The sequence below is a fragment of the Desulfopila aestuarii DSM 18488 genome, assembly GCF_900143695.1.
GTDB lineage: Bacteria > Desulfobacterota > Desulfobulbia > Desulfobulbales > Desulfocapsaceae > Desulfopila > Desulfopila aestuarii.
Map to the genome: position 1 here is coordinate 1 of NZ_FRFE01000021.1, position 25234 is coordinate 25234.

Sequence of the window (25234 nt, forward strand, 5' to 3'; positions counted from 1 at the left end):
CAAGAGGCTTTCCAGTGGTAACTGAACTGCAGGCCGGACAGGCCTCCCCGGATAAGGACGTGATCTGTCGTTACACGACCGCGGCATTTACCGTATCTCCTGAACCCGGGGCTTTGTCATGTTGTGCTGACTTACCCGGAGACTCGGCCTTGTATGCCATTTCTGTTCGTCGGCCCATAACTTTGTACTCCAGCTTCCTCCGGACGAGCCCTCGCGGGATCGCCCTTGCTTTCGACTAGTATTTATGTTCCTGTCATTACGACAAGAACAGGGTTTACATACAGGGGACTTACACCCCATAAGATCACGCCCATGCCGGGCGTACACAAATCTAAAAACACGGACGCGCAAACAGCGCGCGCCGGTTATATCTACGTTATATTTATTAAAAATCCTCTTTCGAATCAGATACTATATTTATAAAGAAGTAGATAACTTCCTAGAGTTTCGAGGGAAGACTTTTGTCCTTATAATAACATTGGTGATGACTCTCTTGGGTTATGCCGTTGGCGTAAAATATTCAAATGAATGATGCATTTAAAATATGAGTACTGATGGTCTGCTATTGATAATTTATGTGCTACTTGCATTGGTATTTTCATTTCTCTGTTCAGTGGCGGAATCGGTACTTTTAAGCATTACGCCTTCATATATCGAAGGGCAGAAAGAAGGGCGGCCTAAGCATGCTGCGCTTTTGAAAAGACTGAGACAAGATAATGTGGACCGTTCACTGGCTGCCATCCTAACCTTAAACACTATTGCACATACGGTTGGCGCGATCGGGGCCGGGGCCAAAGCGACCGTCGTATTTGGAAGCGCATGGTTTGGTCTGTTTTCTGCTGTCATGACGCTTTTGATCCTTTTTCTTTCCGAAATCGTGCCTAAAACTTTAGGCGCCATCTACTGGTCTCAAATTGTAGGTCCAATTTCGTATTTTGTGAACATTCTGATTGTGGTCCTCTATCCAATCGTGTGGATTTCAGAGCGTCTGACAAAACTTATTTCACATGGAAAGGACATTCACATTTTTAGTAGAGACGAATTCATCGCAATGGCTCAGGTCGGTGTTGAAACGGGGCATATTCGCGATAAAGAATCAACGATTATTCGAAACATATTCCAATTCGATTCACTAAGAGTAAGCGATATCATGACACCAAGAGCCGTGGTTTTCGCATTGCCCGAGAACATGACGATTAACGACTCATTGAAACATGTTACCAGAAGCCCTTTTTCACGTCTGCCAATTTACACTACGCATATTGACGACATAACAGCTTTTGTTCTTAAAAAGGATATTCTGGTTAACGCCGCCCAGAAGCGAGGTGATGAAAAACTCAAAGCATTGAAGCGTGAAATTCTCGTTGTTCCAGAGTCGGTATCGCTGAGTTCATTGTTGGAACGTTTTTTTAAGGATCGCCAGCACATTGCTATTGTCGTCAATGAATATGGAGGGACCGATGGACTCGTGACGCTAGAGGATGTAATCGAGACGCTTATGGGTATGGAAATTATGGATGAAACGGATGATGTTGAAGACATGCGCGCTCTAGCACGGCAACAATGGAAAGAACGTGCCAAGACCATGGGTCTTAATGCTGATATCTTTGACCAAGGAAAGGTAGAGCAAGCTCATCCAGCTGAATCAAAAAGTCGCGCGGTTGATTAGCAGCGTCACTTATGAAAATTACAAATATCCATACAAGAGTTGTCCACCAGGGAAGAGGTAAATTATCTGGAATTCTAGACTATTTGTCTTCAAAAGATGATCAACTGTGGACAAGCGAACAGTGGCCCCCAATGATTTCCAGGAAAGGTCTTTCGGAAGGAGCGGTAGGTGGCAATGGGCCTATTAAATATTCGATCCGGAAATATGTTCCTGGAAATAGCATTGAATTTAAGTTCATCAAGCCAGACGGTTTTAACGGAACTCATACGTTAGAAATTACAGAATTAGTTTTCAAAAAACAGAAATAAGACATTCAATAAAAATGTCGCTATCAGGAAAGGGCATCTTGATTTGGTATTTGGCTATCAAATGGCTTCATGATGCGTTACTTGAAGATTAGGACATTCAAAATTTTGAGTAGCTCCCTTTTGATGTCCTATAAATCAAATATTAAATCAATCAATAAGTCAAATATTTATTAACTGGATCTATTCATAACGTGGCACAGTGAGTGCCAATTTTGAGAATGAGGACTATCTTGGAGATTAATGAAGGCGCTGTACTGAAGACCAGTAAAGAAATCGAAATCAAGGCTCCGGTAGAGGTGGTATGGAAAAATATAGACCCACATTTATTCGTAGCCGGATTGGCAGCCTGAGACCACTGATTGAAAGATAATGGGTTCTCTTGAGCCGGATGCGACCTTTGTTTGGAAGTCAGACTGATCTAAGCTCACCTCCACAATCAGAAAGGTTGCCTAAAACAGCTTCATTGGGTGGATCGGTTAAGACTTCGGTACCTTGGCAATCCATACTTGGGAATTTGTGGCACTGGAGAACGGAAAAGCTATGGTGCGAACAAATGAATCCATTGGCGACTGGCTGGTGAAGCAGCTGAAGGGTGCTATGGCAAAGAAGCTCGATGCGCCTATAGATATTTGGCTGTACGCTTTGAGTAAAGCGTCAGAGTCCCGGTAAGTGCTTTGAGACAAGGCGATCGTGAGTGACGGAAGAAATACCCGTTGCACGCGAATTTTGACGCTTAGCGCTGCTTTACGATTATACAATATACGAACATTCCAAATTTTTATTCGAAGTAGAAATATTTGAAGGTGAGGATGGAGACATTACGCAAATCCCTTCTGAGGTGAAGCCAGACTTTGACGATTTTCATCATCCAAAGGTTCCTTTGGGATCACCGAAGCTCGCCATTGAAAGCCATGATTGGAGAGAGCTATAATTCAAAGGAGAAAAAACCATGGAATCTGCTGAAACAAGACTCAAGTCATTAGCGAAAAGCCTTGGTGCGGATTTAGTTGGTGTGACAACCAGAGACCTCCTCGCAAACGGACCACCTTCAGCCGACCCACGCTACCTTCTGCCTTCTGCAAACTCCGTTATTTCATTTGCGTTATCTTTGGATAGGGATCTCGTACAGAATTTTATTAGCAAAAAGGATTGGCGATCTCACTGCGACAACCGAAAAAACATCGCTCAGACACTTTATGCTATTGGCGATAATCTTGCCGAGCAACTACGAACTGAAGGATATGAAGCTGTTAATGTAGACCTCAACAACAATTATCGGCCTGAGAAAGCCGCTGCCGATGTAACAGAGATGACCGACTTCCATCCAGATTTCTCACATCGCTATGCTGCCATTGCTGCCGGGGTCGGACGGTTGGGTTGGAGTGGAAATTTGCTCACCAAGAAATACGGCGCGCTGGTTGAGTTAGGGAGTGTTCTGACCTCTGCTATCTTGACACCAGACTCACCTGTGCCGGATGAGGAAAATCCATGCGATAGATGTAAAATGTGCAGCCTGGTTTGTCCCGTGGAAATGATTCATCCAAGGGAATCGTTCCAGGTTGCGATAGCTGGTGTCACCGAAACCATATCGAGAAAGCGACCCAACACCTGTTGCTGGATCGGATGTACCGGCTATGAGGGATTAGCAGCTTCGGGAACGTGGTCTAACTGGAGTCCTTACCGACTCGGCCGCAAGCTGCCAGAAGATAAGAAGGAACTTGATGCACTGTGCACCAGTTTGCAGAAGTTGGACCCTCAGATGCAGGCAGACGATAACAGCTGGAGTGATTATCGGCAGGCGGTCTTCGATCCTGACTGGTTCTATTACACTGTATGTGGCTTCTGTCGCAGTGTCTGTTCGCCTTGCAGAGAAGAGCGGCTTGCTAACCGAAAGCTGATTGTCAACTCGGGTACCGCCGTATTAAGGCTTGACGGCTCTCATGACGTCACCGATGAAGAAACCATCGAGATGCGAACTCCCTTCGGAGTGAATGTCGTCGTACCACGCGCGGAACTGTCCGAGAAACAATCAAAAAAGCGGAAATGGCCAGGCCAATTCCCATTGGACCGTGAGGTAATCGAATACCTACGCCAATATGTGAACTCAGCTGACACAAAGGGTCGTACTACTGAGTAAGGAGTAATGTGCCAGAAGTAAGTTGGAACGATTCGTCCGGCGGGAAAATAGAAATGATTTTAGTGGAAGTATATGCCGAAATCACCTGCGGATCATTCCTCACTGGAGTTAAATCGACTATTGCAGGAGTTAACCTGTAACAGATGAACTATCAAAGAATAGTATCGGCACTTTATCAAAGTTGGAGCCAGGAAAGTAGTTCAAGATATGATAGGTGTAATCCTTCGAAAGGTCAGTGTTCTGTTACGGCAATTGTCGTTAAAAGAGAATTTGGTGGAACTGTATTGAGAACATGTATCGGTGGTCATTGGCATTATTACAATAGGATAAATGGTAAAATATTTGATTTTACATCAAGCCAGTTTGATGAAAAAATCGAATACGATAATCTGGAAAGTTCGATTGAAGATGCACTTACTGATTGTGACGAACAGCAAGTCGCAGCATTAACGATAAGGTTTAAGAACTTTTACAATGAAATCTAAGCGATCAGAAAAACCAAACATGTAAGACGGACTTTTTTGGCCCGCTGCCCAACGATATTGCATGTGTCACAATCTCTCCGATAAAGTAAAGAATGTTTAAGAAACTCAAAGAAATAAACTCGAGGCCAGAACCTTTTCAATTCTATACAGCTGATGAATTGTGGGCAAATGAGTATACTTCAAAACAAATGCTCGATTACCATTTAAATGAAGCGATTGATGTCTCGTCTCGAAATCAGAGTTTCATCGAACGCTCTGTTGAGTGGATTGTTAATCGTTTTGGTGTGAGTGAGAAAACTAAAATTGCAGACTTTGGTTGTGGCCCTGGCCTCTATACAACAAGATTCGCTGAGCGAGGCGCAGCTGTTACCGGCGTAGATTTTTCTGAAAATTCGCTGAAATATGCAAAGAAAATTGCAGAGGAAAAAGGTCTGGAAATCAATTACGTCCACACAAACTATCTCAACTTTGAGACAACTCACCGTTTCGACTTGATTACGATGATCATGTGTGATTTCTGTGCATTGAGTCCGGAGCAAAGAAAGACAATGATTTCAAAATTTGCTTCCCTCTTAAAGGTAGGGGGCTCTGTACTACTCGATGTGTATTCTCTCAACAGTTTTAACCAAGCAAAAGAATCAGCAATCTACGAACTTAATCAGTTAGATGGTTTTTGGTCTCCCGAGGATTATTACTGTTTTGTCAATACATTCAAGTACGAGAAAGAGAAGGTAACCCTCGATAAATACACCATAATAGAGAAGTCGAAAACGCGTATGGTTTACAACTGGTTACAGTATTTTAGCGTCGAATCAGTTTCCGAGGAGTTTGATGGAAATGGCTTGAAGATTGAAAGTTTCTACTCAAATGTTGCGGGTGACTCTTTTGACTCTGAGGCTACAGAATTTGCAATTGTTGCAAGGAAAAGATAAATAGTACAATAAAACAGGTATATGCATCAGGCAGCATTAGACGCGGCTGTGCCGATGGGAGGGCCGCTAGTTATGCAAGTCGAAAGAGAATATTGTAAATTTGTATAAATAGAGGAGGTTAGGGGATGGATTTGCATGTTTTGGCCGCTGTTTCAGTCATTTGGAGCGTAGCAGCAATTACTCCAGGTCCAAACTTCTTTATAACTGTTCATACTGCAATTGGTACTAATCGCAAATTATCCTTATTTACTGTACTGGGCATTGTTGTTGGTACCCTAGTTTGGTCTGTTTCGGGTTATTTTGGGATTTCTGTGTTATTTAAAGCTGCTCCAATGCTTTACTTTTCATTGAAAATTCTTGGTGGCCTATATCTAGTATATGTTGGGTTCTCTTTAATGATAAAAAAGAAGAATCAAACAGAAATGAATGTTGGCAAATGTTACTCTGTGTTGAGTTGCTTTCGTCTTGGTTTGTTAACAAATCTGCTCAATCCGAAGACAGCTGCCTTTATGACAAGTCTATTTGCCGCTACAATACCATCCAATGCATCAATTGAGCTTGGTGTAGCTTGTGTGATATTAGTATGTTCTATATCTGCAATATGGTATGCTGCTGTTTCAGTTATATTTTCTTTTGACATTGCTAAAAGACTATATGATCTGCAAAGGCAAAAAATTGAGAAGGTCGCGGGTGCTATATTTGTTGGTTTCGGTATTAAGTTGGCAATGTCAGATTGAACATGAATGGAATCATCTTCAGGGTAATGCTAATAAATTTCCAGAACCGTATATGGAATAAATAGTTGGAAAATGCGTTTTTGATAGATAAGAACTATATAGCGGCCAAGCGCTCTATAGTTACTCGCTTATATAGGTCGGGTAGTTCGTTTCGAGGGAATAATGAATTGCAAATGCAGAATTTTTAAGAATGATGATATCGTTGCTCTCAATAATCTTATCGCAGAGCTAGGCTACAATGTTGATCAGAAAGAACTTGAGAAAAATATACATGAAATACAGATGCGGGGTGGAGCAATATTTACTGCTGAGGTAGGTAATGAGGTTGTCGGGAGTGTCTGCGCGATCATAGATGTCCGTCTTGCTGAAGGGGTATATGCTGAGATCGTAAGTCTGGTTGTTTCCAGCAACCATAGAGGGAAGGGTTTTGGTAAAGAATTGGTACATGCCGCTGAGTGTTGGGCGAAAAATCATGTAAAGAAGATACGTGTAAGAGCAAATGTGACAAGAACGGCAGCTCATTCTTTTTATGATGCACTTGGATTCAAAGAAGATAAAGAACAGAAGGTATTTATAAAATATATGTAAATATTATCTTTTTTTGTCTGAAATGACGATGATTCACACACGCGTTATCCTCAAATCGTCATTTCAGGCAGTGCATTATAAATAGAGCTTATCCCAGAGAGCTATCTGAGAGCCCTTCAAGGGCAAAACTAATGACTGGTCGATGCGTTCATTCCATGATATTTGGAATACAGGTCGTGGAGTCGCCGGCGCATGTTCCTCAACGTGCGTGAGTAATCGTCCGCGACCCAGCGGGGCTCACTGATTGAGTAGAGCTCCTTCGCCATTTCGTCCAGGGAGAATTCGATAGCCCTGCACCACTCTCCAGTACAGACTTCATCAATTTCACGAGCTTCTTCGAAGTCGGTTTCAATCTTTTTCAGACAGTCGTTCAGATTTTTTATATAGCCACGATGCATCATCTGGAATGATTCGACCATTTCTTTCTGCGTTTTCATCGGTTGACCTCCTCTCACGACTACGGGTAAAAAATTACTTTTTTCTATGTGCTACCAGGTCGCTCACGCCTAATGAGCGATATAGTGAATATATTAAGCATGAAGAGGCGAGTAGTGAACATTGTGGTACATGTCATAAAGTGGAACTACAGGGAGATAGCATGAGAACTATACAACTTACCGAGACAAATGAGTTTACACCTGGTGCGATGAAACGCTTTTTTCTGGTTGAGGACTCTGAATTTTTCAAGATCATTAATTTTAATCTGGATGCAGGCGTGACTTTTCCAGTTCATTCCCATGATCTGGATGGCGAGCTTTCAATTCTGGTACTGGAGGGGGAGGGATGGTTTCTGGGAGAAAACGACACAGAAATCCCCGCCAAATCGGGTGATATTCTTATCTCGCAGATCCGTGAACCGCATGGGGTGCGAGCCAAAGACAGAATGAGGATTCTCGTGACCATAGCACCGCCGATTTGAGGGTCGTAGCGTATATACATATGACATGGTTGCATGATACACTATGAGGGTACCTGTAGTTAAAAAATACACAAAGGAGTGACCCATGGCGACAGAAGTACAACTCGATCAAGATGAATGTATCGGTTGCGAAGCCTGCGTAGAGATTTGTCCATCGGTTTTCGCTTTTGATGACGATGAAGGGAAGGCACATGTGATTGATGGCGCCGATGCTGAAGAAGATTGTGTGGATGAGGCTATCGCTTCATGTCCCTCTGCCTGTATCACCAAAGAGTGATGGCGTCGTAAAATGCTCTCTATATTTGCTCATCAATCCATAAATATGAGTTTTTTTACGAGACTGTCGAGAGTGGCCATGGTGTGATGAACTGGATGTGGCAATTCGCATGAACCTACATTCTTACACGGTTTTCAACCGGACCAACCAAAAAAAGGATGATTTGTGGCACAGAAAGCACCGGATATTTATGATCTCTGCGTTATCGGTTGCGGCCCCGCAGGTTTTGCCGCAGCTATGCGGGCCCTCGATTTTGGTAAACACGTCTGTATCGTTGAGGGTGCCGAATTAGGTGGGGCCGGAGTGATGTGGGGAGCCCTGGCTTCAAAGACCATGTGGGAAATTGCCAAGGATTATGCCATTGCCAACATGCAGGATCGCGGTTATCGGGCGAGCGGCATGTCAGTGGATTACTGCGCGGTTCGGCGTACGATCCTCCAGGCGGCTAAGGAAAAACAGTACCAGATGCTGTCGCAGATAGAGACCTACTCCCCTGAGCGTTGGGACGGGCCCGGTTCGCTCACGCTGAAGAATGGGTGGGGGCGGTTCCTCTCGAACAATGAGGTGGAGGTCAGCGCTGCCGACGGTACATCTGAGCGGGTAAAGGCGCACTTTTTTCTGATTGCCACGGGTACCAGACCACGGAGTTTCCCCAATATACTTCTTGATCAACAGAGGGTTTTTAATTCCGACGGTATTCTCAACCTGCAATGTTTCCCAGGGCGGCTGGTCATTATTGGCGCGGGTATCATTGGCTGTGAGTACGCAACGATCTTTTCAAATTTTGGTCAGACTATCGTTTACCTGGTGGACCACGCTAAACGGGTTATCCCCTATGAAGACGAAGATGTCTCTGCATTTGTGCAGGACAACCTGGTGCGTAGTGGGGTCAAAGTCATCCACTCCGCGAAACTGCGAAATATTCGTCCCAATGCTGATATTCTCCAGGTGGTACTCGATTTTCAGGATGGCCACTCGGAAGTGATCGAGGCAGATGCTGCCTTTATCTCCATCGGCAGGACCTTTGACCGAACCGGTCTCGGGCTTGAAAATCTGGGTATTGATACCAGTCAGGCGGGTATTCTTGTTACCGATGAAAACTGCCGGGTAAAAGATAATATCTATGCTGCGGGTGATATAACCCACCATCCGGCGCTGGTAAATATCGCGGAAATGGAAGGGCGTTACGCGGTAAAACATATGTTTGGCAAGAAGCGTTGGCCTCTCAATTACCAGAACATGTCGACGGTGATGTTTTTTTATCCGGCTGTAGCGGCGGTTGGGTTGAGCGAAAAAGCCTGTCGCAGGCAGAAGATCCCTCATAGAGTTGCGTACTACTCCAATGCGCTATGCAGCCGGGCCATCGCGATGCGGTCCACCCACGGTTTTGTGAAGATTATCGTGAGCGACGATGAGCAGCAGCGTATCCTCGGGATGCGGGCCGCCGGTCCCCAGGTTTCAAGTACCATCATGTCTATCGCCCATTTTATGGACCAGGGCAAAGGTGTGCTGGATGTGTTGCAGAGCATATATCCTCACCCCACCATCACCGAAGCAATCGAGGAGTGTCTTCGGATGCTGCTCGGTAAGTCGGTCTTTAAACCCCACGCCTTTCCTGAGCATTTACAGATCCGCAGCTGGAGTCCCGACATTGACCCGAATGACGAGGAGGAGCTGCCAGTAGAATAAGTTGCGAAAACTCCATGGCGGTAACATCGCTGTTTATGCTAACCGTTTTGGTTATTTTAGCCGATTACCAACCAGATGGCATTGAGTCATTCAATGGAATGGTGTTATATGTCCACGCGAGGCGAATGATTGCAGTATCAGCAGATACAAAAGGAGTGACATGGGACTAAGGGCAACGACACTGGCGGTTATTGGGACAATTCTCGTTCTGATGATTGTTCTTATTTCTTCCATTTCCAAGGTCATTGTTCTTGACGGTTACAGCCGGTTGGAAAATGACAAAATTCTGGAAAGTGCTGAGCAAGTTCTCAGGATGGTGGATGATGAAGTCGGCCAGGTCAAAATAGTGACGGGAGACTGGGCTCCTTGGGACGATACCTACCAGTTTGTTCAGGACGGAAACCAGGACTATATTGACGATAACCTTAGCGACTCAACCATTAATAACCTGCCGGTGGATTTTATAATCTACATTGGACCAGAGCGAAATCTCCTCTACTGTAAGTATGTCGATCCTGAAACCGAAGAGGATGCGACATGTCCCAACTCGATACAACAATTTGCCTTGAGTCCGTTTATCCAGCGTAGTGATGAAAATGGTGAGACGATCAGTGGTCTGGCAATGCTTGGCGATGTGCCTGCAATTATTGCGGCAGCTCCCATCATGACGAGCCAATTTACCGGTCCTGCGATGGGCACTCTCCTCGCCGGCCGGTTTCTCTTTCCTAAAGAGATTCAGCGGCTGGCCACCAAAATAGGTCTAGCGCTCCAGCTTGAGTCTTTGGCAGGCAGCGATCTTTCTGAAGATTTTTCCCTGGCCAGAGAGCATCTCACAACAGGGGCGGGAAAAGCTGTGGTGGAGCGGATTGATGCCAAAAACATTGCCGCCTATTCGCTGTTATTCGATGTACAGGACAGTCCAATCCTCATGCTGGGAATCAAAACGGACCGGCAAATTTTTGCCGAGGGCAAGAAAAGTCTTTTATATATCATCATTGCTATCTGCATTACCGGTCTGGTGTGTATTGTTGCTACCATGCTGTTTCTTGAAACCAGGGTACTCTCCAGGGTTGTTCGCTTAAATCACGAAGTTCAGGATATCGGCACAAGCGGCAATCTGTTAAAAAAGGCAACAGTGGAGGGTAAAGATGAACTGGCAGGGTTATCGTCGGCCATAAACCAGATGGTGGACTCAGTCCGGATCAGTACCGAGCGGGATCGGGCCATCCTGGAGTCGATGGAGGATGGCTATTTTGAGCTCGATCTGGAAGGGCGGATTACCTTTTTTAACCAAGCCCTTGCCAAGCTTTTTGGCTATCCGGAAAAAAATATCAGTGATGTGCATTACCGTCATCTGATGGACCGAAAATCTGCCAGTCAAACGGTTCAGGCCATGAAGCGGCTGTATGCCACTGGCCGGCCGATAATAGGCATGGAAACAGGCTTTACCCTTGAAAATGGCAAGCAGCTGTTTCTGGAATCCACCATTTCCCTTATCAGGGATGCTGACGGCATGATCACTGGTTTTCGGGGGATAGCCAGGGATGTGACAGAGCGGAAAAAGGCGGCCGAAGAGCTTCTCTACCTGGCATATCATGATGGGTTGACTGGTCTTTTCAACCGTAAGGCTTTTTATGAGCATCTCAAGAACGAGCTGCTCTATGCGGAGCGCTATTCCCAGCAGCGCTCATTGCTCTATATCGATCTCGATAAATTCAAAAAGGTTAACGATACCTTCGGGCACGCAATAGGGGACGTTCTGTTGAAGCAGTTCTGTGCCAGAGTTGTCCAGGTTTTGCGTAACGCTGATAAGTTTTTTCGTCTGGGCGGAGATGAGTTTGTGATTGTGTTGTCCGAGCCGCAGGCCCATTCACCGGAAGTGGTGGCAGAACGGGTTTTGGCGCTGATGAAGAAACCCTTTGAGATTGGTTCGGAGCGTATCGACTTTGTCTCTGCCAGTATCGGCATAAGCATGTTCCCGACTGATGGCCAGGATATTGATATCCTGCTGTTGAAGGCCGATAGTTCCATGTACCGGGCTAAGGAGCGGGGCGGCGCTGGTATCGTGGCGGCAGAGCGGGACAGGAAGGTATAGCGGCCCGTTCCTTGTTGGGCTACAAATCAGGGTCTTGTGTCCAGCACGTTTCGTATCTTTTGTGATAATTCTGAAAGATTGTAGGGCTTTTGAATAAACCCGTTGCAACCTCGCTGCATGATTTCCATCGCCTCGTCACTCATGGCGTAGCCGCTTGACAGGATGATCAACAGGTTCGGAGAGAGTGCCCGCAGCGCATCGAAGGTTTTCCCACCATCCATTCCCGGCATGATCATGTCGAGCAGGACGAGGTCAATATCATCGCCATATTCCTCCAGCAGCCCGATGGCCTGCCGTCCACCACGGGCAACGAGTACCCGATAGCCGAGTTTTTTGAGAACGGCTTCTCCCACTTCTACGATCATCTCTTCATCATCGACGAGCAGGATTGTTTCCACTCCCTGGTCAATACGGGTCTCCTCCATGGTCTGTTGCTGGGTAATTTCGATTAATGCGGGGAGGTAGATGTCAAAATTGGTGCCTTTGCCAGGTTGGCTTTGAACGGTTATGCAACCCTGATGATTGCTGATGATCCCATGGGCGGAGGCGAGCCCCAGCCCCGTGCCGCGACCAAGCTCCTTGGTGGTGAAAAAGGGGTCGAAAATGCGGGCGCGGACTGTGTCGTCCATGCCTATACCAGTATCGGCAACTGAGATTCTAAGGTATTTTCCAGGCGCAATATTATATGGGGCGCAAAATGCTGCGTCCAGCATGGCGTGGGAAACCTTTACGCTCAGTGCGCCGCCGTCCGGCATTGCCTGCCAGCCGTTCACGAACATATTTAAGAGCACCTGTTCGATCTGGGGTGTGTCGATGTTGGCTATGGCCGCTGTTGGAGAAAGCTGTAGTTCAAGACTGATTTCCTTTCTTGTTCGACCAAACAATTTGACGCTACGCTCTACCAGCTTATTGAGATCAGTGGGCTTCGGGTCATATTTGCCGCCCCGGGCGGTACCGAGCAGCTGTGACGTGAGACTTGAAGCGCTCCTGATATATTCGTCAATGGCGCGGGTATGCTCCTGAGCGGGATCGGATGGCGGCAGGTGCATTGCGATCAGCGAGGTGCGTCCCTGTATCCCCATAAGCAGATTGTTGAAATCATGGGCGACACCTCCGGCCAGGGTGCCGAGAGCTTCGAGCTTCTGGGTCTCGCCGATTTTGCGGACCAGTTCAAGCTTCTCCTGTTCAGCCAGCTTTTCCATATCAATACTGGTCAGTACCCCACGCAATCCTGCTGGGTGCCCATCTTCAACGACAGGCCGGTTCGATGTCCTGAGCCAACGGGTTTTTCCTGATGTGTCGAGAATGCGGTAGTCGAGAGGGGTGAGTTCCCCAGCCAGGGTTGCATCAAAGTTGGCTTGCACTTTTTCTCTATCTTCAGGGGCAATGAAATCCTTGAGAGGTCTGCCGAGGAGTTGGTCCGCGGGATAACCGAGAAGTGGTGTTACTGCCGGGCTTATGTAGCGTATGATACCATTTACATCGAGTTCGTAAATGACATCGTTGATTTCCTCGATCAGGCGGCGATAGCTTTCCCGGGAAGCCTGCAGCTCAATGGTGCGTTCTTTTACGAGGTTCTCCAGGTGTTTCTGGTGGTTGACCAGTTCCGCCGAAGTTTCCTCCAGTTGTTGTTTTGAAAGGATTAGTTCAAGATGGTTCTGGCAGATTTTCCTCGTAAGTAAAATCAAGGCAACGATGAAAATAATTCCCATACAGGCTGCATATTGAAAGGTACTCTGGCCGGACATAAACATGATGATAATAAGCGGACAGCCAGACGGCAGGATGAAACAGAGAAAGCCCAGAAGAGATGGCGCAAGGGTAAGGATTGCGCCGCCCATCATGCCGCAGATTATGGTCAGGAGAAAAAAACTCTGATGCTCAGATGTCGTGCTGAACAGTTGCGTGGACGTGTATCCCCATGCGACGCCCTGTACGAAAATGGTGAGCAGGATAAGAGTATGCAAACGCTGCAAATTATCTGTCAGAACCATTTTTCGCGAAATAAAAATCGGGAGAAAGCGAAGCAATGAGGCGATAAGGATAAGCGAGAGCCAAAGCGCGGATGGAGAGGGGATAGCCATCCAGGTAAGGATGGCTATGGCACTGTTGACAGCCGCAGCAGTGGGGGTGTTGTTCAGCAGAAGATTGATGCTTTCCACCTGGGCTGTTGTGGTGTACCGAGGGAAGATTTTGGTAAGAAGTTGTTGAAGCATCAGCACTCCTAATGTCTTGGTAGTGTTTTTAAAATACCGTTATTGTTCAACGTCTCTTTATTGTCACCCCCCATTCCACCTTATCCGATATATTAACGTACTGCAATCCCGTTGAGAGACACGGCTGTTGCCATATAAGGATATCTTCTGGTGTCTAAAATATTAACCGTTGCTGGCGTTACTCGTTTTGCGTAAAGTTCATTCCAGGCGATCTGCTTACCTTGACCGGCAGGTGTAAAGCGTAATGGAACAGAGAGGAGGAGAGAATGGAGTTTGATGCGGGGCAACGGTTGCGTGCTGTGCGTGAGATGTATGGACTGTCGCAGCGGGCACTGGCCAAGAAGGCAGGTGTCACCAACGGGATCATCTCAATGATCGAACTGAATCGTAACAGCCCTTCTCTTGCGACGCTGAAAAAAATTCTCGACGCCATTCCCATATCCCTTTCCGATTTTTTCTCGATGGATCTCAATGAAAATCATGACATAGTTTTCCGAGCCGAAGAATTGCAGGAGATTGGTAGTTCTGGATTTTCCTTCAAGCAGGTTGGAAAAAACATGAAGGGAAAGACCATGCAGATCCTCCATGAGCGAATTGCTCCCGGAGCTGATAGCGGCAAGGAGATGCTGCGCCATGAATCGGAAGAGGGCGGTGTAGTGATAGGCGGAACGATTGAACTGACGGTCGGCGCTGAGGTGCATATTCTTGGACCTGGCGATGCCTACTATTTTGACAGCCGTATTCCGCACCGTTTCCGTAATATTGGCACTGAAACCGTGGAAATGGTCAGCGCCTGCTCCCCGCCGACTCTGTAAACCGTTTCTGATTATCTCTATCCTGTCTCTGCTGGTCTCTGCAAACGTTCCCCGGTTGTCGTTCCACCGGGCCTCTCCGACGAAAACGTGTGTGTTTGCCCGGATCGCCGCCTGGCGGCCTGCCGGCAATTGGCCGAGGCGTGTCGGGTTATGGATTTTTCTTGTTCTGATTTCCTGCCGACTATGGGGTGATGTTGTATTGGCTATCGACCAGGAATGGATGAGTTCTTGTTGATATCTTGTTCACTTTGATGGGCGCCAATGTGCTAACACGCCTTTATGTCACTATTGTTTGGTGATGATGAAAAAGTTGTTGTCTAAAATATTGAACACATGTAGCGTGTATTTGTGATGGAGGATGTGTGTCAAAAGGAGTGCGCAACCGTTCTTGAACTTAAAGTGGCCTCAATGGAGGATGGGATGGGAAACATAGTTGGACATTTTATCAACGGTCAGAATGTGTCTGGTGCTGGAAACCGAATGCAGGATGTCTACAACCCGGCAACAGGAGAAGTGACACGACAGGTGGCGCTGGCGTCAAAGGAAAGGGTGGAAGAGGCTATTCGTGCCGCCGAGGCAGCCTTTCCCGCCTGGAGAAACACGTCTCCTGCAAAGCGTGCACAGGTCTTTTTCAAACTGAAGTATCTGATAGAACAGCACGCCGAGAAAATCGTCGGGATGATAATCGACGAGCACGGCAAGGTCTACCACGATGCCATGGGTGAATTAACCCGAGCAATTGAGAATGTAGAGTTTGCCTGCGGGGCTCCTGAGCTGTTAAAGGGCGAGCATTCAAAAAATGTCGGCACCTCGATTGATTCGTGGAGCGAATTTCAGCCATTGGGTGTAACCGCTGGAATTACCCCGTTTAATTTTCCGGCAATGGTGCCTTTCTGGATGTGGCCGCTGTCTGTTGTGGTCGGCAATACCTTTGTCCTCAAACCGTCTGAGCGAACTCCGTCTGCCTCAATATTCATGGCGCAGCTGGCTCTGGAAGCAGGCCTGCCACCAGGTGTTTTGAATGTTGTTAATGGCGATAAAGAAGCCGTCGACACTCTGCTAATGGACCCACGTGTCCAGGCTGTAAGCTTTGTTGGCTCGACCCCTGTTGCAGAATATATCTACGCTACCGGAACCGCAAACGGCAAGCGTGTTCAAGCCCTTGGCGGTGCCAAGAATCATGCAGTAGTCATGCCGGATGCAGACCTCGATAATGCGGTCAGCGCTCTGATGGGTGCTGCTTACGGTTCGTGCGGAGAACGTTGTATGGCCATCCCTCTGGTCGTCGCAGTTGGCGACGAGACGGGTGATGCTGTGGTGGCCAGGCTGAAAAGGCAGCTGGAGGTAATGAAAATCGGCCCCGGCGTGGATAATAGCAACGACATGGGGCCACTGGTTACCAAAGAACATCTGGCTAAAGTACGGAGGTATGTGGATTTTGGCGTTGCCGAGGGCGCTGAGTTGCTTGTCGATGGGCGAAATATTGTAATTCCGGAGCATGAAAAAGGATTTTTTCTCGGAGGTTGCCTGTTTGATAAGGTGACCAGTGAGATGACAATTTACCGTGATGAGATCTTTGGCCCCGTTCTTGGTGTCGTCCGGGTGAACAGTCTGCAGGAGGCGATTGATTTGATTAATCGTCATGAATATGGCAATGGCACCTGCATTTTTACCCGAGACGGTGAGTCGGCCAGGTATTTCACTGATACGATCAAGGTTGGCATGGTGGGTGTGAATGTCCCGCTGCCGGTACCGGTTGCCTATCATAGTTTTGGTGGCTGGAAACGATCACTATTTGGCGATCTGTATGCCTATGGCCCCGACGGGGTGCGCTTCTATACCAGGCGAAAGACCATTACCCAGCGCTGGCCGTCATCCAGTCTGCGGGAAGGAGCCGTCTTTTCTTTTCCAAGCGGCGTAGAATAACGCCGATGTCTGTTTCGGCAGACATGAAAGGTCTTCTTGCCGTTGCTGTTGTGTGGTGTTGTTGATTGGCAATTCGTAATTCTCACCCAAAAGGATAGATGGTATGGCACTTGATACGAATGGTTTGTTGGCAAATGACAAGCAATATCTATGGCATCACCTTACCCAACATAAAAATTTTGAACACAATGATCCCCTCATTATTGTTGGCGGCAAGGGAATGGTTGTGCGAGACATCAACGGCAGGGAATATCTTGATGCTCTCTCCGGCGGCGTGTGGAGTGTGAATGTCGGCTTTGGGGAAAAGCGGATAGTTGATGCCGTTTCCCGGCAACTTATGGAGTTATGCTATTTTGCGGGATCTGCCGGAACCGTTCCCACAATTGAACTGGCCGAATCCGTTGTCTCGAAAATGAAAGGACTCAGCCGTGTCTATCTCTCCCCCTCAGGTTCAGAGGCCAATGAAAAGGCCTTCAAGATGGTACGGCAGCGGGCAGAGCTCAAATATCGAGGCCAAAAACATAAGATTCTGTATAGGGACAGGGATTATCATGGAACGACTATAACCGCACTGAGCGCCGGCGGGCAGGAAGAGCGGAGAATGCAATATGGTCCCTATACCCCGGGTTTTATGAAATTCGAACATTGCAGCTGTTATAGATGTCCATTCGGGAAGCAGTATGGATCATGTGAGATCGAATGTGCCAGGTCGGTTGAGGACCACATTCTGCGAGAGGGAGCAGAGAGTATTGGCGGGGTTATTGTTGAGCCAATGACGGCAGGGGGAGGAATTATCATCCCGGTTAAGGAATACCTGCCAATGGTTCGTGCGATTTGTGACAAATACGATGTCTGGCTGATTATTGATGAAGTGGTTTGCGGGCTGGGCCGAACGGGTAAGTGGTTTGGATACCAGCATTATGATGTGGTACCGGACATCGTCACTACAGCGAAAGGACTTGCCAGTTCGTATGCTCCCCTGGCGGCGACGATTACCACCGAAGAGGTTTTCACGGCATTTGTCAACGAAGTGTCGGATACAGCTGCATATTTCCGTGATATAAGTACCTATGGAGGCTGTGCAGGTGCAGCTGCAGCCGGTGTCGCCAACATAAAGGTCATTGAGGAAGATGGTCTGGTCGAAAACAGCAGAGTGATGGGGGCATATCTGTTGGATCAGCTTCAGGATAAGGTGGGTTTAAACAGACATGTCGGTGAAATTCGGGGCCTCGGTCTCTTTGCCGGGGTCGAGCTTGTCGAGGACAGGCAGAGCAAGGTGCCACTGCATGAAAGCAAATTGATGGCTATCGTTGGCGAATGTCTGAAAAATGGTGTGATGATCGGGCGTACCAACCGGAGTCTGCCAAATCAGAACAACACCTTGACCTTGTGTCCCGCTCTTATTGCCACCCGATCTGATATTGATACGATTGTGGATGCAATAGCACGAGGAGTGCACGCCGTTCTGGGTGAATAAACGATTCTGATTTCCACAAACACTCAGCTGGTAAAGGTTTGGAGAGAGGTGTAAGGCGTGAGGCGTCATTTCTTTGCATTAGAAGTGACGCTATCGTTTTGCTCAGTTCCTCCTCACACCTTTCTCCTTACGCCTCACTTCATAAAGCTCCACAACCTCAATATGAAGGCAGCTGCCAGCAAAGAGAGATGTAGGGATTCGCTCTGAAATTAGTCATCCTCAAATGTATAGCCTGGGTAGAGCTTATTGGCGCATGTTGGGCAGATGCTGTGGCTGAACTCGGCTTCAGAATGGTTGCGGATATACTCTTCAACCTGTTGCCAATAACCTTTGTCATCACGGATTTTCTTGCATGCGGCGCAGATTGGTAGAAAGCCGCTTAAGAGTTTAACCTTGGCGAGATTTTCTTCCAGCGCCTTGATGAGTTTTTCCCGTTCATTCGTAGCTTTCTTCTGTTCGGATATGTCCCGGGCCACATGAACCGAGCCGAGCAGGCTGCCGTCCTCAGCCTTGAGTGGGGAGCAGGTTACCAGCAGGGGAACGCCGATATGGTGATCGTTGACTTCAAAGGTGATGGTTCTATTCTCTTGAAGAGCTTTTAGGTGGGGACATTCCGGCCATGGCTGCTCCAGGCCGTGCATGACCTTATAGCAATATTTGCCGATGAGATCTGCAGGATCCTTCCCCAAGAAGTTGGCAAGTGCTCTATTGACTCTCACAAACTGCTGATCCTTATCATGGACAGAGACAAAGTCGGAGATTGTGTCGAAGGTGTTGGTCCATTGACGGGCAACCAACTCGAGTTTTTCATGCATTCTCTCACGTTCAGCGACCTGTTCACTCAGCTGTCTGTTGACGATCTCATAGTTGCGGGTCCGTTCAGCCACCAGGGTTTCCAAGTGCTCTAAATGGTCTTTTAGCTGTTTTCTCGCCTGTTTTTCTTCGGTGATATCACGTAAGACCATGGTGGAAGATTGGGTGGGAGATCCGGTTAATGGCGTTAATCGAAACACAAGATCTCTATCACCTATTCTAACGGAACGGGTGCTCTCGATGAGCGTGCGGCTAACCTGGAACTGGTCGAGGCATTCAAGTACGTGGGCACAACATGTATCCGTGAAGAGTTCCCGCAGATTGTGGCCGAGTACGACGGTTTCGTCACGACGGAAAAGTCGTGTTATAAACGAATTGCAGGCGACGATTTTTTCATTATCGATGAATTCGATATAGCCATTATCTGTATTTTCCAACAGAAGTTGCAGATGGTGTTTGGCTGCAAGGAGCTCCTTGGTCATCGCCCTATGGACAAGGTTTTCTGCGCCAAGTTTCATGCCGGTCAAAAGGTCTACGCGACCGCTGGTGACAAGCGACAGGACCAGGTCAATATTGGCTGCCATTTGCTTCGCCGGGCCTTTGGCAAGGCAGGCGTGGGCACCAAAAGCTCTGAAGTTGATCTGCTCTTCAAGGGCGATCGCTGAGACAACTACCAGGACTGTTTTGGCAAATTGTTCTTTGCTGCTGACAATCCGGCAGAGCTTTTCCCCGCCGATAAAAGGCATGATGAGGTCGGTAAAAATGATATCGGGAGTGAAGGAGTCAAGCACTTCCAGGGCGAATAGTCCATCACCGGCGGTGCGGACCTGAATTCCCCGTTGTTGCAAGGTATGGGTGAGAAGTTTGAGGATAACCGGGTTGTTGTCAACGACAAGAGCGGTGGTCGGCATAATGATGCTCCCGGGCTGTTTGGGTCAGGGTCGCCGGTGAACAAAAAAAGCGTCCATCGTTGTCGCAAAGATGGGCGCTATGAGCATTCTGCACTGACCCTGATCTTATCTGCGACCCGGCTGCCATTGTTATACGGCCCGTGGTTTTGCGTCCTCAAGTTTCCCTGAGTTTGCCTTTTCTAAGTGGGTACACTTTATTTCAGTGTATGGATATGGACAGCTTATGTCAAATCAAAGCAGAAAGGTATTTCGTGATGTGGGAGATTTGGTGGGGGGCATTGGTCGAAGTCCTGTCCTTTGATATTTAGCAAATCTCAATATGTGGAGAAATAACAAAATGATGCCACGCGTGTTTCGACGATGTGCAAGAACTTGAGCTATTCCTCTGTTGAGATGGCGGCCGAGATTTTTTTTGCGAGTTCGACCAGGACGGAGCTATAGGCCTTTTCGAATTGGGCCATCGAGTAGCGTGAAGTTGACGAATCAAAGCTTATCCCGCCCAGAACTGTCATGGTATGCAGATTGAAAATGGGGGCGCCGATGGCGATGAGCCCTGGGAGAAACAGCTCCTCGTTGAGTGAGTAACCCCGTTGTCTGGTTTGCGTCAGTTCTTTCTTTAATGTTTCGGGGTTGAGGGCTGCCCTGGTCTTGCCATGTTTACTTTCCGAATGTTGGAGGAACTGGGCCAGCTGCTCCTCTTCCATAAAAGCCATGGCCGCTTTGCCGGTTGCCAGATTGTAGAGATCGCCGGCAGCGGTGAAGTGTAAGAAGGCCAGGGTGTCTTTTGATTCGCGGCGATAGACCAGATAGATGGAATTATTCTGGATGAGTCCGACGTCAATGTGCAGGTCAAACTCCTTGTGCACTTCATCGACGTAGGGCTTAATGCGGGTCACGATATTTGCTTTCTGGAGAAAGCTGTGTGCCAGCGGGATGGTTCGAATCCCCAGGTAGTAGGCCTTGGTCTTTGGGTCTTTTTGCAGATAACCGTGCTCGCAGAGGGTGTTAACCAGCCGGTAGACCGAGGTTTTGTTCACATCCAGGCGGCGGGATATCTCGGCAAGAGTGAAGGCGGACTCCTCACCGCAATAGAGGTCGAGAAGTTTTAACCCCTTGTCAAAGGTCTCAGAGTAATTTCCCTTGGTCATTCTGGTCATAGCGTTGCCTTGCGTAGCTGGTTGCGGGATAACGGTATACCTCAATATCTCAGGGAGTATAGCGTAAACAGAAAAGGAAGGTAAGTGGTTTCAGCTACAAAGTGTCATGTCTGCCTGGATGATCGGGTGAAAATGACGAACACAGGCAGTGAAACATCGGTTGCCTTCAGGATGACTCGATATCTTACAGGTGTTCCACCTCAATTGCCGGATCAAGGAGGTCGCTTTGGATCGGTGATTCGATCAACCGTTTTATCTCTCCGAACTCATCTGAAGCGGCTAGAGCCCACATGAGTTTTGGGACAATTGCTTCGGTGTTCATATCTCTTGCATAGACGATCTTATCGAGAGGAAGTTTGCGGCCGACCTCGTAGATCTGGGGGTGTACCCCTTCTTTCATGCATTGGGTGGTGACCACTACCACAACTCCACTATCGGCGAGACTGCTGACCTTGGAGGCGAGATCAAGTGTCTCGGTGGCGATGCCACCGGTGCCATAGCTTTCGATAATAACGGCTCGGAAGTTATCTTTGATGTAATCAAAAATCTCAGGGTGCAGGCCGGGGAAAACTTTGAGAACCAGTATTCGTTCCTCTAAAGCTGTTATCAGCGGTGAGAGGGTGCCCCCCTCAGGCAGCATGTTTTCGGGAAAGCGTTTGAAGGTCCTGGCGATGGTGAGGTCATAGCTGATACGGTTATGCTTTATCTCCGCTACCAGTGGATAGTTGACACTCTCGAAAGCGTCATAGCTCTGGGTCTTGGTTTTCATGGCTCGGGTACCGTTGATCACCTTGCCATCGAAGACGATAAACACCCCGGCCAGTTCTTCACCGGCAAGCAGCAGGGCGTCATGGAGATTCTGTACCGCGTCGGTCTTGCGATCGATCAGGGAGTACTGGGCGCCGGTGAGTACCACAGGTTTGTTTAACCCTACGAGCAGGTAGGCCAGGGCGGCAGCACTATAGGCCATAGTGTCGGTGCCATGAGTTATGACAAAGCCGTCGAACCGGTCATATTCAGCGGCAATGGCCTGGGCAATAACGAGCCAGCGGGATGGCGTCATGTTCGAACTGTCGATATTCATCAGGGTCTTGCCGGTGATGTCTCGATCGACCATGAAGTGGCTGATGTGGCCAAGCAGATCGTCAACGGTATAGTGCGGTCGAAGTCCCTGGCCGTCATCGCTGCAGACAATGGTACCGCCGGTTGCGAGTATGAGTATCCGTTTCATGGCTTCATTCCGTGGAGTGTGAAGGTGAATATGCATGTGCCGCCAGGATGGTGAGCTGACGAACACGATAGAACGATTCATTGCACTGGTGTCCTGTCTCTTGTGACAGTTTAACACGAAAAACGGCACCGTTCTAAAATGAAAAATCCGGGAATCCTCAATGACGAGGATTCCCGGAAGGTACAGCAGTTACAGCGGGGTAATTCTGATCAGTTTTTCAGATCTACTTCCGCTCGTACGCGGTTCCTTTCGTTGATTGTATCCCAGATCTCAGCGTTTTCGATACCGAGTTTTGAGGGTTCAAATATTGGGTCAAGCCCTTGTTTCTTCTGTGCCTCATAATCACGCAGGGTAGCAAGACCCGGCTTGGTGAGGGCAATGATGGCGATGATGTTCAGCCATGCCATGAGGCCAACGCCGACATCACCAAGTGCCCAGGCTGAGCCGGCGGAATTGACGGAGCCGTAGACGACCATGATCAGCAGTACCACTCGGGTGACGTTGAAGACCAGTTTGTGGTTTTTCATGCTTCTGGCCAGGTAGGCAACGTTGGACTCACAGTAATAGTAGTAGGCCATGATGGTACTGAAGGCGAAGAAAAAGAGGGCAACTGCTACAAAGATGTTGCCAAAGCCTGTGCCGGGGAGCAGTGAGTCAAGGGCTGACTGGGTAAAGATAGGCCCGGGTGCTGCACCTTCAAGGGCGGGATTGCTGTAGATATAGCCGCCAGCGCCGTCACTGGTGGTGTACATGCCGGTGATGAGGATCATGAATGCGGTGGCGGAACAGACGAAGAGGGTGTCGACATAGACGGAGAATGCCTGAACCAGTCCCTGCTTGGCAGGATGAGATACTGAGGCGGCAGCTGCAGCCATCGGGCCGGTACCCTGACCAGCTTCGTTTGAGTAGATACCACGCTTAACCCCCCACATAACAGCCTGGCCGATGATCGCGCCGAAAGCGGAACTCGTGGAGAAGGCTGAGGAGAAGATCAGGGAGAAGACTGCAGGAACCTTATCGATGTTCATGACGATAACAACAAGAGCGACCAGAATATAGGCCACTGCCATAAACGGTACCATGATCTCAGCTACTCTGCCGATACGGCGTACACCACCGAAAATGATAAGAGCAAGGAGAACGGCAACGACACCACCAGAAACGTAAACCGGGATGCCGAAAGCGGTGTGCATTGCCAGGGCTATGGAGTTGGACTGGATGCCGGGCAGGAAGAAGCCCATGGAGACGATGGCGGCGATGGCAAAAACAATACCGAACCAGCGCATGCCAAGACCCTTTTCAATGTAATACTGGGGGCCACCGCGATATTCACCATCCATTTCTTCCTTGTATACCTGGGCGAGAGCGGCCTCGATGTATGCCGAACCGGCGCCGAGGAAGGCGATAGCCCACATCCAGAAAACCGCACCTGGACCGCCGAAGCCGATGGCTGTGGCAACACCAGCAATATTACCGGTACCAACGCGACCGCCAAGAGCCATGGAAAAGCTCTGCAGAGAAGAAACGCCTCTTTTGGACTCTTGACCGGCAGCCAGCTGGCCAATCATGTCTTTGATCAGTCTAACTTGTGGGAATTTCATCAGTATCGAGAAATAGACACCTGCTCCCAGGCAGAGATATACCAGAGCCTTACTCCAGATAATATCATTTAAAAAATTAACAACTTGATCCATGCGTTTCCTCCTGCTTTTCGGTTGTAATGCTGTTGGGACCGAAGGGGAGATCAGAAACAGATCTTCCGATTTCGGCGGACATCAAGCTGGAACAAAAGAATCCTATAATGGGAGATTTGTTCCAACAAAAGGACTAAAGGTAGCATTTAGAGATTTAAAACCCTAATCTGAAGAAAAATGCAATAACAAAAATATATTTGCGCATTTGTGAGATATGTTGGCGCAAAAACGTTGATATCATAAAGACTAATGTTGCAAAATGATGAAAACATCAGTCGGTTGCCGTGGTGCTGTTGTGTGATCTACTGACACGAGATGATTGGTGATGTCAAGGAAAAAATAAACAAAGTTTCGCATTGTGGAAATGTACGAAATGCATACTGAGTATATGCGAAAATATAACTGATAATATTGTGTAAAAACTAAACATAAGAAAAAATGCTTTGGCTGGTTTTTGGAAAAATAAAGTAATTTTACTGTGCTTACTGGAGATGATGAGCACATTGACAGGCAGGGGTGCTTCGGGGCTATTATGTAGTATATGCAAATGCAGCTACCTGTCTGATCACCTCAATGTCTTTGCTTAGGCCGGTGAGTTGAGAGACACTATGTGATTGAACGTGCAGTAAATACAAGGAAACTATACATGGGCCTGAGATGTTTTCCGGCCTTTAGTCGGTTGGAGTCTGTTGATCACGTGTGTCATATACTCTTTAGAAAAAAGCAGGAGGGTATTGAATGCGAACATGCAAAATTTTATTCTTTGCTGTTCTTTCGTTTTTCGCAATGACGATGTGTTCGCAGGCCGAAGTAAAGGATGTAAGCTTTCGCTACGGTAGAGGGTTTGACGGGAAGGATTTCGATCAGTTCGACATCGCAGTGTCAATGGCCTTGCCCTGGCAAAGATCTTTAAACTCCGGTTGGTTGACGCATTTTGATGTGGAGGGTATCCTCGGAGTGCTCACCTTGGATGGTGACACGGCGGTAAAACCTTCGGTTATGTCTAATGTCCTCGTGACCTCGCCTGCTGGCAAGCTGGACGTGATTGCCGGTATAGGAATGGGTGTGATGCTTGGAGAAACAAAGTTCAGTGATGATCATGATCTCGGTGGCCCATTTTTTTCCAGGGGCAGGTAGGAGTTCGTTGGTATTTCACCG

The 25234-nt window shown here is 47.9% G+C and carries 23 protein-coding genes and 1 riboswitch; of the genes, 17 read left to right on the forward strand and 6 right to left on the reverse strand.

Annotated elements, in window-relative coordinates; translation table 11 throughout:
- The 9 genes from BUF15_RS27810 to BUF15_RS18060 form a co-directional block, all read left to right on the forward strand.
- Positions 1–239: hypothetical protein (locus BUF15_RS27810; protein ID WP_234981214.1), on the forward strand; the 239-nt coding region annotated here is incomplete at its 5' end.
- Positions 240–544: 305 nt separating this feature from the next.
- Entirely contained in the window at positions 545–1669 is a 1125-nt protein-coding gene (locus BUF15_RS18030; RefSeq protein WP_073615111.1) for a hemolysin family protein, read from the forward strand.
- A gap of 11 nt (positions 1670–1680) precedes the next feature.
- On the forward strand, positions 1681–1977 hold the full coding sequence (locus tag BUF15_RS18035; RefSeq protein WP_073615112.1) for a hypothetical protein: 297 nt from the start codon (positions 1681–1683) through the stop codon (positions 1975–1977).
- A 540-nt stretch (positions 1978–2517) separates the two neighbouring features.
- Positions 2518–2646, forward strand: a complete 129-nt coding sequence (locus BUF15_RS28110) for a hypothetical protein (RefSeq protein ID WP_268753202.1) — start codon at positions 2518–2520, stop codon at positions 2644–2646.
- Between the two features lie 280 nt (positions 2647–2926).
- Complete coding sequence (locus BUF15_RS18040) at positions 2927–4114, forward strand: epoxyqueuosine reductase (RefSeq protein ID WP_073615113.1); 1188 nt, start codon at positions 2927–2929, stop codon at positions 4112–4114.
- 143 nt (positions 4115–4257) lie between these two features.
- Positions 4258–4599, forward strand: coding sequence for a YunG family protein (locus BUF15_RS18045; RefSeq protein ID WP_073615114.1), 342 nt, complete (start codon positions 4258–4260; stop codon positions 4597–4599).
- A 92-nt stretch (positions 4600–4691) separates the two neighbouring features.
- Complete coding sequence (locus BUF15_RS18050; protein WP_073615115.1) at positions 4692–5531, forward strand: class I SAM-dependent methyltransferase; 840 nt, start codon at positions 4692–4694, stop codon at positions 5529–5531.
- 125 nt (positions 5532–5656) lie between these two features.
- Positions 5657–6268, forward strand: coding sequence for a LysE family translocator (locus tag BUF15_RS18055; RefSeq protein WP_073615116.1), 612 nt, complete (start codon positions 5657–5659; stop codon positions 6266–6268).
- A gap of 162 nt (positions 6269–6430) precedes the next feature.
- Positions 6431–6856 (forward strand): GNAT family N-acetyltransferase, encoded by a 426-nt coding sequence (locus BUF15_RS18060; protein ID WP_073615117.1) that lies wholly within the window; start codon positions 6431–6433, stop codon positions 6854–6856.
- A 128-nt stretch (positions 6857–6984) separates the two neighbouring features.
- On the opposite strand, the gene BUF15_RS18065 is transcribed toward BUF15_RS18060, so the two are convergent.
- Positions 6985–7293: a hypothetical protein gene (locus BUF15_RS18065; protein WP_073615118.1), complete on the reverse strand. Its 309-nt coding sequence runs from the start codon at positions 7291–7293 to the stop codon at positions 6985–6987.
- Between the two features lie 161 nt (positions 7294–7454).
- Here BUF15_RS18065 and BUF15_RS18070 point away from each other — a divergent pair, with 161 nt between their 5' ends.
- From BUF15_RS18070 to BUF15_RS18085, 4 genes are all read left to right on the forward strand, one after another.
- A complete protein-coding gene (locus BUF15_RS18070; protein WP_073615119.1) occupies positions 7455–7775 on the forward strand; it encodes a cupin domain-containing protein in 321 nt (106 codons plus the stop codon).
- An 85-nt stretch (positions 7776–7860) separates the two neighbouring features.
- A complete protein-coding gene (locus BUF15_RS18075) occupies positions 7861–8052 on the forward strand; it encodes a ferredoxin (protein ID WP_073615120.1) in 192 nt (63 codons plus the stop codon).
- 165 nt (positions 8053–8217) lie between these two features.
- A complete protein-coding gene (locus BUF15_RS18080; RefSeq protein ID WP_073615121.1) occupies positions 8218–9741 on the forward strand; it encodes a dihydrolipoyl dehydrogenase family protein in 1524 nt (507 codons plus the stop codon).
- Positions 9742–9901: 160 nt separating this feature from the next.
- Positions 9902–11836, forward strand: a complete 1935-nt coding sequence (locus BUF15_RS18085; protein ID WP_073615122.1) for a sensor domain-containing diguanylate cyclase — start codon at positions 9902–9904, stop codon at positions 11834–11836.
- Positions 11837–11862: 26 nt separating this feature from the next.
- Here the strand turns inward: BUF15_RS18085 and BUF15_RS18090 are convergent, their stop codons facing one another.
- Complete coding sequence (locus BUF15_RS18090) at positions 11863–14052, reverse strand: hybrid sensor histidine kinase/response regulator (RefSeq protein ID WP_073615123.1); 2190 nt, start codon at positions 14050–14052, stop codon at positions 11863–11865.
- 266 nt (positions 14053–14318) lie between these two features.
- On the opposite strand from BUF15_RS18090, the gene BUF15_RS18095 reads away from it, so the two are divergent.
- The 3 genes from BUF15_RS18095 to BUF15_RS18105 all read left to right on the forward strand — a co-directional run bounded on the left by BUF15_RS18095 (position 14319) and on the right by BUF15_RS18105 (position 18270).
- The gene (locus BUF15_RS18095) at positions 14319–14867 is read left to right on the forward strand and encodes a cupin domain-containing protein (RefSeq protein WP_073615124.1); all 549 of its coding nucleotides are present in this window, start codon (positions 14319–14321) and stop codon (positions 14865–14867) included.
- 420 nt (positions 14868–15287) lie between these two features.
- Positions 15288–16793 (forward strand): CoA-acylating methylmalonate-semialdehyde dehydrogenase, encoded by a 1506-nt coding sequence (locus BUF15_RS18100; RefSeq protein WP_200802411.1) that lies wholly within the window; start codon positions 15288–15290, stop codon positions 16791–16793.
- A 103-nt stretch (positions 16794–16896) separates the two neighbouring features.
- On the forward strand, positions 16897–18270 hold the full coding sequence (locus tag BUF15_RS18105; RefSeq protein ID WP_073615126.1) for an aminotransferase family protein: 1374 nt from the start codon (positions 16897–16899) through the stop codon (positions 18268–18270).
- Positions 18271–18479: 209 nt separating this feature from the next.
- On the opposite strand, the gene BUF15_RS18110 is transcribed toward BUF15_RS18105, so the two are convergent.
- The 4 genes from BUF15_RS18110 to BUF15_RS18125 all read right to left on the reverse strand — a co-directional run bounded on the left by BUF15_RS18110 (position 18480) and on the right by BUF15_RS18125 (position 24076).
- Positions 18480–19994 carry a response regulator gene (locus tag BUF15_RS18110; protein ID WP_073615127.1) on the reverse strand — a complete coding sequence of 505 codons (1515 nt, stop codon included), beginning with the start codon at positions 19992–19994 and terminating at the stop codon, positions 18480–18482.
- A gap of 107 nt (positions 19995–20101) precedes the next feature.
- Positions 20102–20179: riboswitch (cyclic di-GMP riboswitch) on the reverse strand.
- A gap of 192 nt (positions 20180–20371) precedes the next feature.
- The gene (locus BUF15_RS18115) at positions 20372–21151 is read right to left on the reverse strand and encodes an IclR family transcriptional regulator (RefSeq protein WP_084554166.1); all 780 of its coding nucleotides are present in this window, start codon (positions 21149–21151) and stop codon (positions 20372–20374) included.
- Between the two features lie 184 nt (positions 21152–21335).
- Positions 21336–22382 carry an asparaginase gene (locus BUF15_RS18120; RefSeq protein WP_073615128.1) on the reverse strand — a complete coding sequence of 349 codons (1047 nt, stop codon included), beginning with the start codon at positions 22380–22382 and terminating at the stop codon, positions 21336–21338.
- Positions 22383–22591: 209 nt separating this feature from the next.
- The gene (locus tag BUF15_RS18125; protein ID WP_073615129.1) at positions 22592–24076 is read right to left on the reverse strand and encodes an alanine/glycine:cation symporter family protein; all 1485 of its coding nucleotides are present in this window, start codon (positions 24074–24076) and stop codon (positions 22592–22594) included.
- A gap of 738 nt (positions 24077–24814) precedes the next feature.
- Between BUF15_RS18125 and BUF15_RS18130 the strand changes: the two genes are divergently transcribed.
- The gene (locus tag BUF15_RS18130; RefSeq protein ID WP_073615130.1) at positions 24815–25213 is read left to right on the forward strand and encodes a hypothetical protein; all 399 of its coding nucleotides are present in this window, start codon (positions 24815–24817) and stop codon (positions 25211–25213) included.
- Positions 25214–25234 lie beyond the last annotated feature (21 nt).

Excerpts from the sequence above, each read along its gene's own strand:
- BUF15_RS18030 (WP_073615111.1), top strand. The coding sequence starts at position 545 with ATGAGTACTGATGGTCTGCTATTGATAATTTATGTGCTACTTGCATTG.
- BUF15_RS18035 (WP_073615112.1), top strand. The coding sequence starts at position 1,681 with ATGAAAATTACAAATATCCATACAAGAGTTGTCCACCAGGGAAGAGGT.
- BUF15_RS28110 (WP_268753202.1), top strand. The coding sequence starts at position 2,518 with ATGGTGCGAACAAATGAATCCATTGGCGACTGGCTGGTGAAGCAGCTG.
- BUF15_RS18040 (WP_073615113.1), top strand. The coding sequence starts at position 2,927 with ATGGAATCTGCTGAAACAAGACTCAAGTCATTAGCGAAAAGCCTTGGT.
- BUF15_RS18045 (WP_073615114.1), top strand. The coding sequence starts at position 4,258 with ATGAACTATCAAAGAATAGTATCGGCACTTTATCAAAGTTGGAGCCAG.
- BUF15_RS18050 (WP_073615115.1), top strand. The coding sequence starts at position 4,692 with ATGTTTAAGAAACTCAAAGAAATAAACTCGAGGCCAGAACCTTTTCAA.
- BUF15_RS18055 (WP_073615116.1), top strand. The coding sequence starts at position 5,657 with ATGGATTTGCATGTTTTGGCCGCTGTTTCAGTCATTTGGAGCGTAGCA.
- BUF15_RS18060 (WP_073615117.1), top strand. The coding sequence starts at position 6,431 with ATGAATTGCAAATGCAGAATTTTTAAGAATGATGATATCGTTGCTCTC.
- BUF15_RS18065 (WP_073615118.1), bottom strand. The coding sequence starts at position 7,293 with ATGAAAACGCAGAAAGAAATGGTCGAATCATTCCAGATGATGCATCGT.
- BUF15_RS18070 (WP_073615119.1), top strand. The coding sequence starts at position 7,455 with ATGAGAACTATACAACTTACCGAGACAAATGAGTTTACACCTGGTGCG.
- BUF15_RS18075 (WP_073615120.1), top strand. The coding sequence starts at position 7,861 with ATGGCGACAGAAGTACAACTCGATCAAGATGAATGTATCGGTTGCGAA.
- BUF15_RS18085 (WP_073615122.1), top strand. The coding sequence starts at position 9,902 with ATGGGACTAAGGGCAACGACACTGGCGGTTATTGGGACAATTCTCGTT.
- BUF15_RS18090 (WP_073615123.1), bottom strand. The coding sequence starts at position 14,052 with ATGCTTCAACAACTTCTTACCAAAATCTTCCCTCGGTACACCACAACA.
- BUF15_RS18095 (WP_073615124.1), top strand. The coding sequence starts at position 14,319 with ATGGAGTTTGATGCGGGGCAACGGTTGCGTGCTGTGCGTGAGATGTAT.
- BUF15_RS18100 (WP_200802411.1), top strand. The coding sequence starts at position 15,288 with ATGGGAAACATAGTTGGACATTTTATCAACGGTCAGAATGTGTCTGGT.
- BUF15_RS18105 (WP_073615126.1), top strand. The coding sequence starts at position 16,897 with ATGGCACTTGATACGAATGGTTTGTTGGCAAATGACAAGCAATATCTA.
- BUF15_RS18110 (WP_073615127.1), bottom strand. The coding sequence starts at position 19,994 with ATGCCGACCACCGCTCTTGTCGTTGACAACAACCCGGTTATCCTCAAA.
- BUF15_RS18115 (WP_084554166.1), bottom strand. The coding sequence starts at position 21,151 with ATGACCAGAATGACCAAGGGAAATTACTCTGAGACCTTTGACAAGGGG.
- BUF15_RS18120 (WP_073615128.1), bottom strand. The coding sequence starts at position 22,382 with ATGAAACGGATACTCATACTCGCAACCGGCGGTACCATTGTCTGCAGC.
- BUF15_RS18125 (WP_073615129.1), bottom strand. The coding sequence starts at position 24,076 with ATGGATCAAGTTGTTAATTTTTTAAATGATATTATCTGGAGTAAGGCT.
- BUF15_RS18130 (WP_073615130.1), top strand. The coding sequence starts at position 24,815 with ATGCGAACATGCAAAATTTTATTCTTTGCTGTTCTTTCGTTTTTCGCA.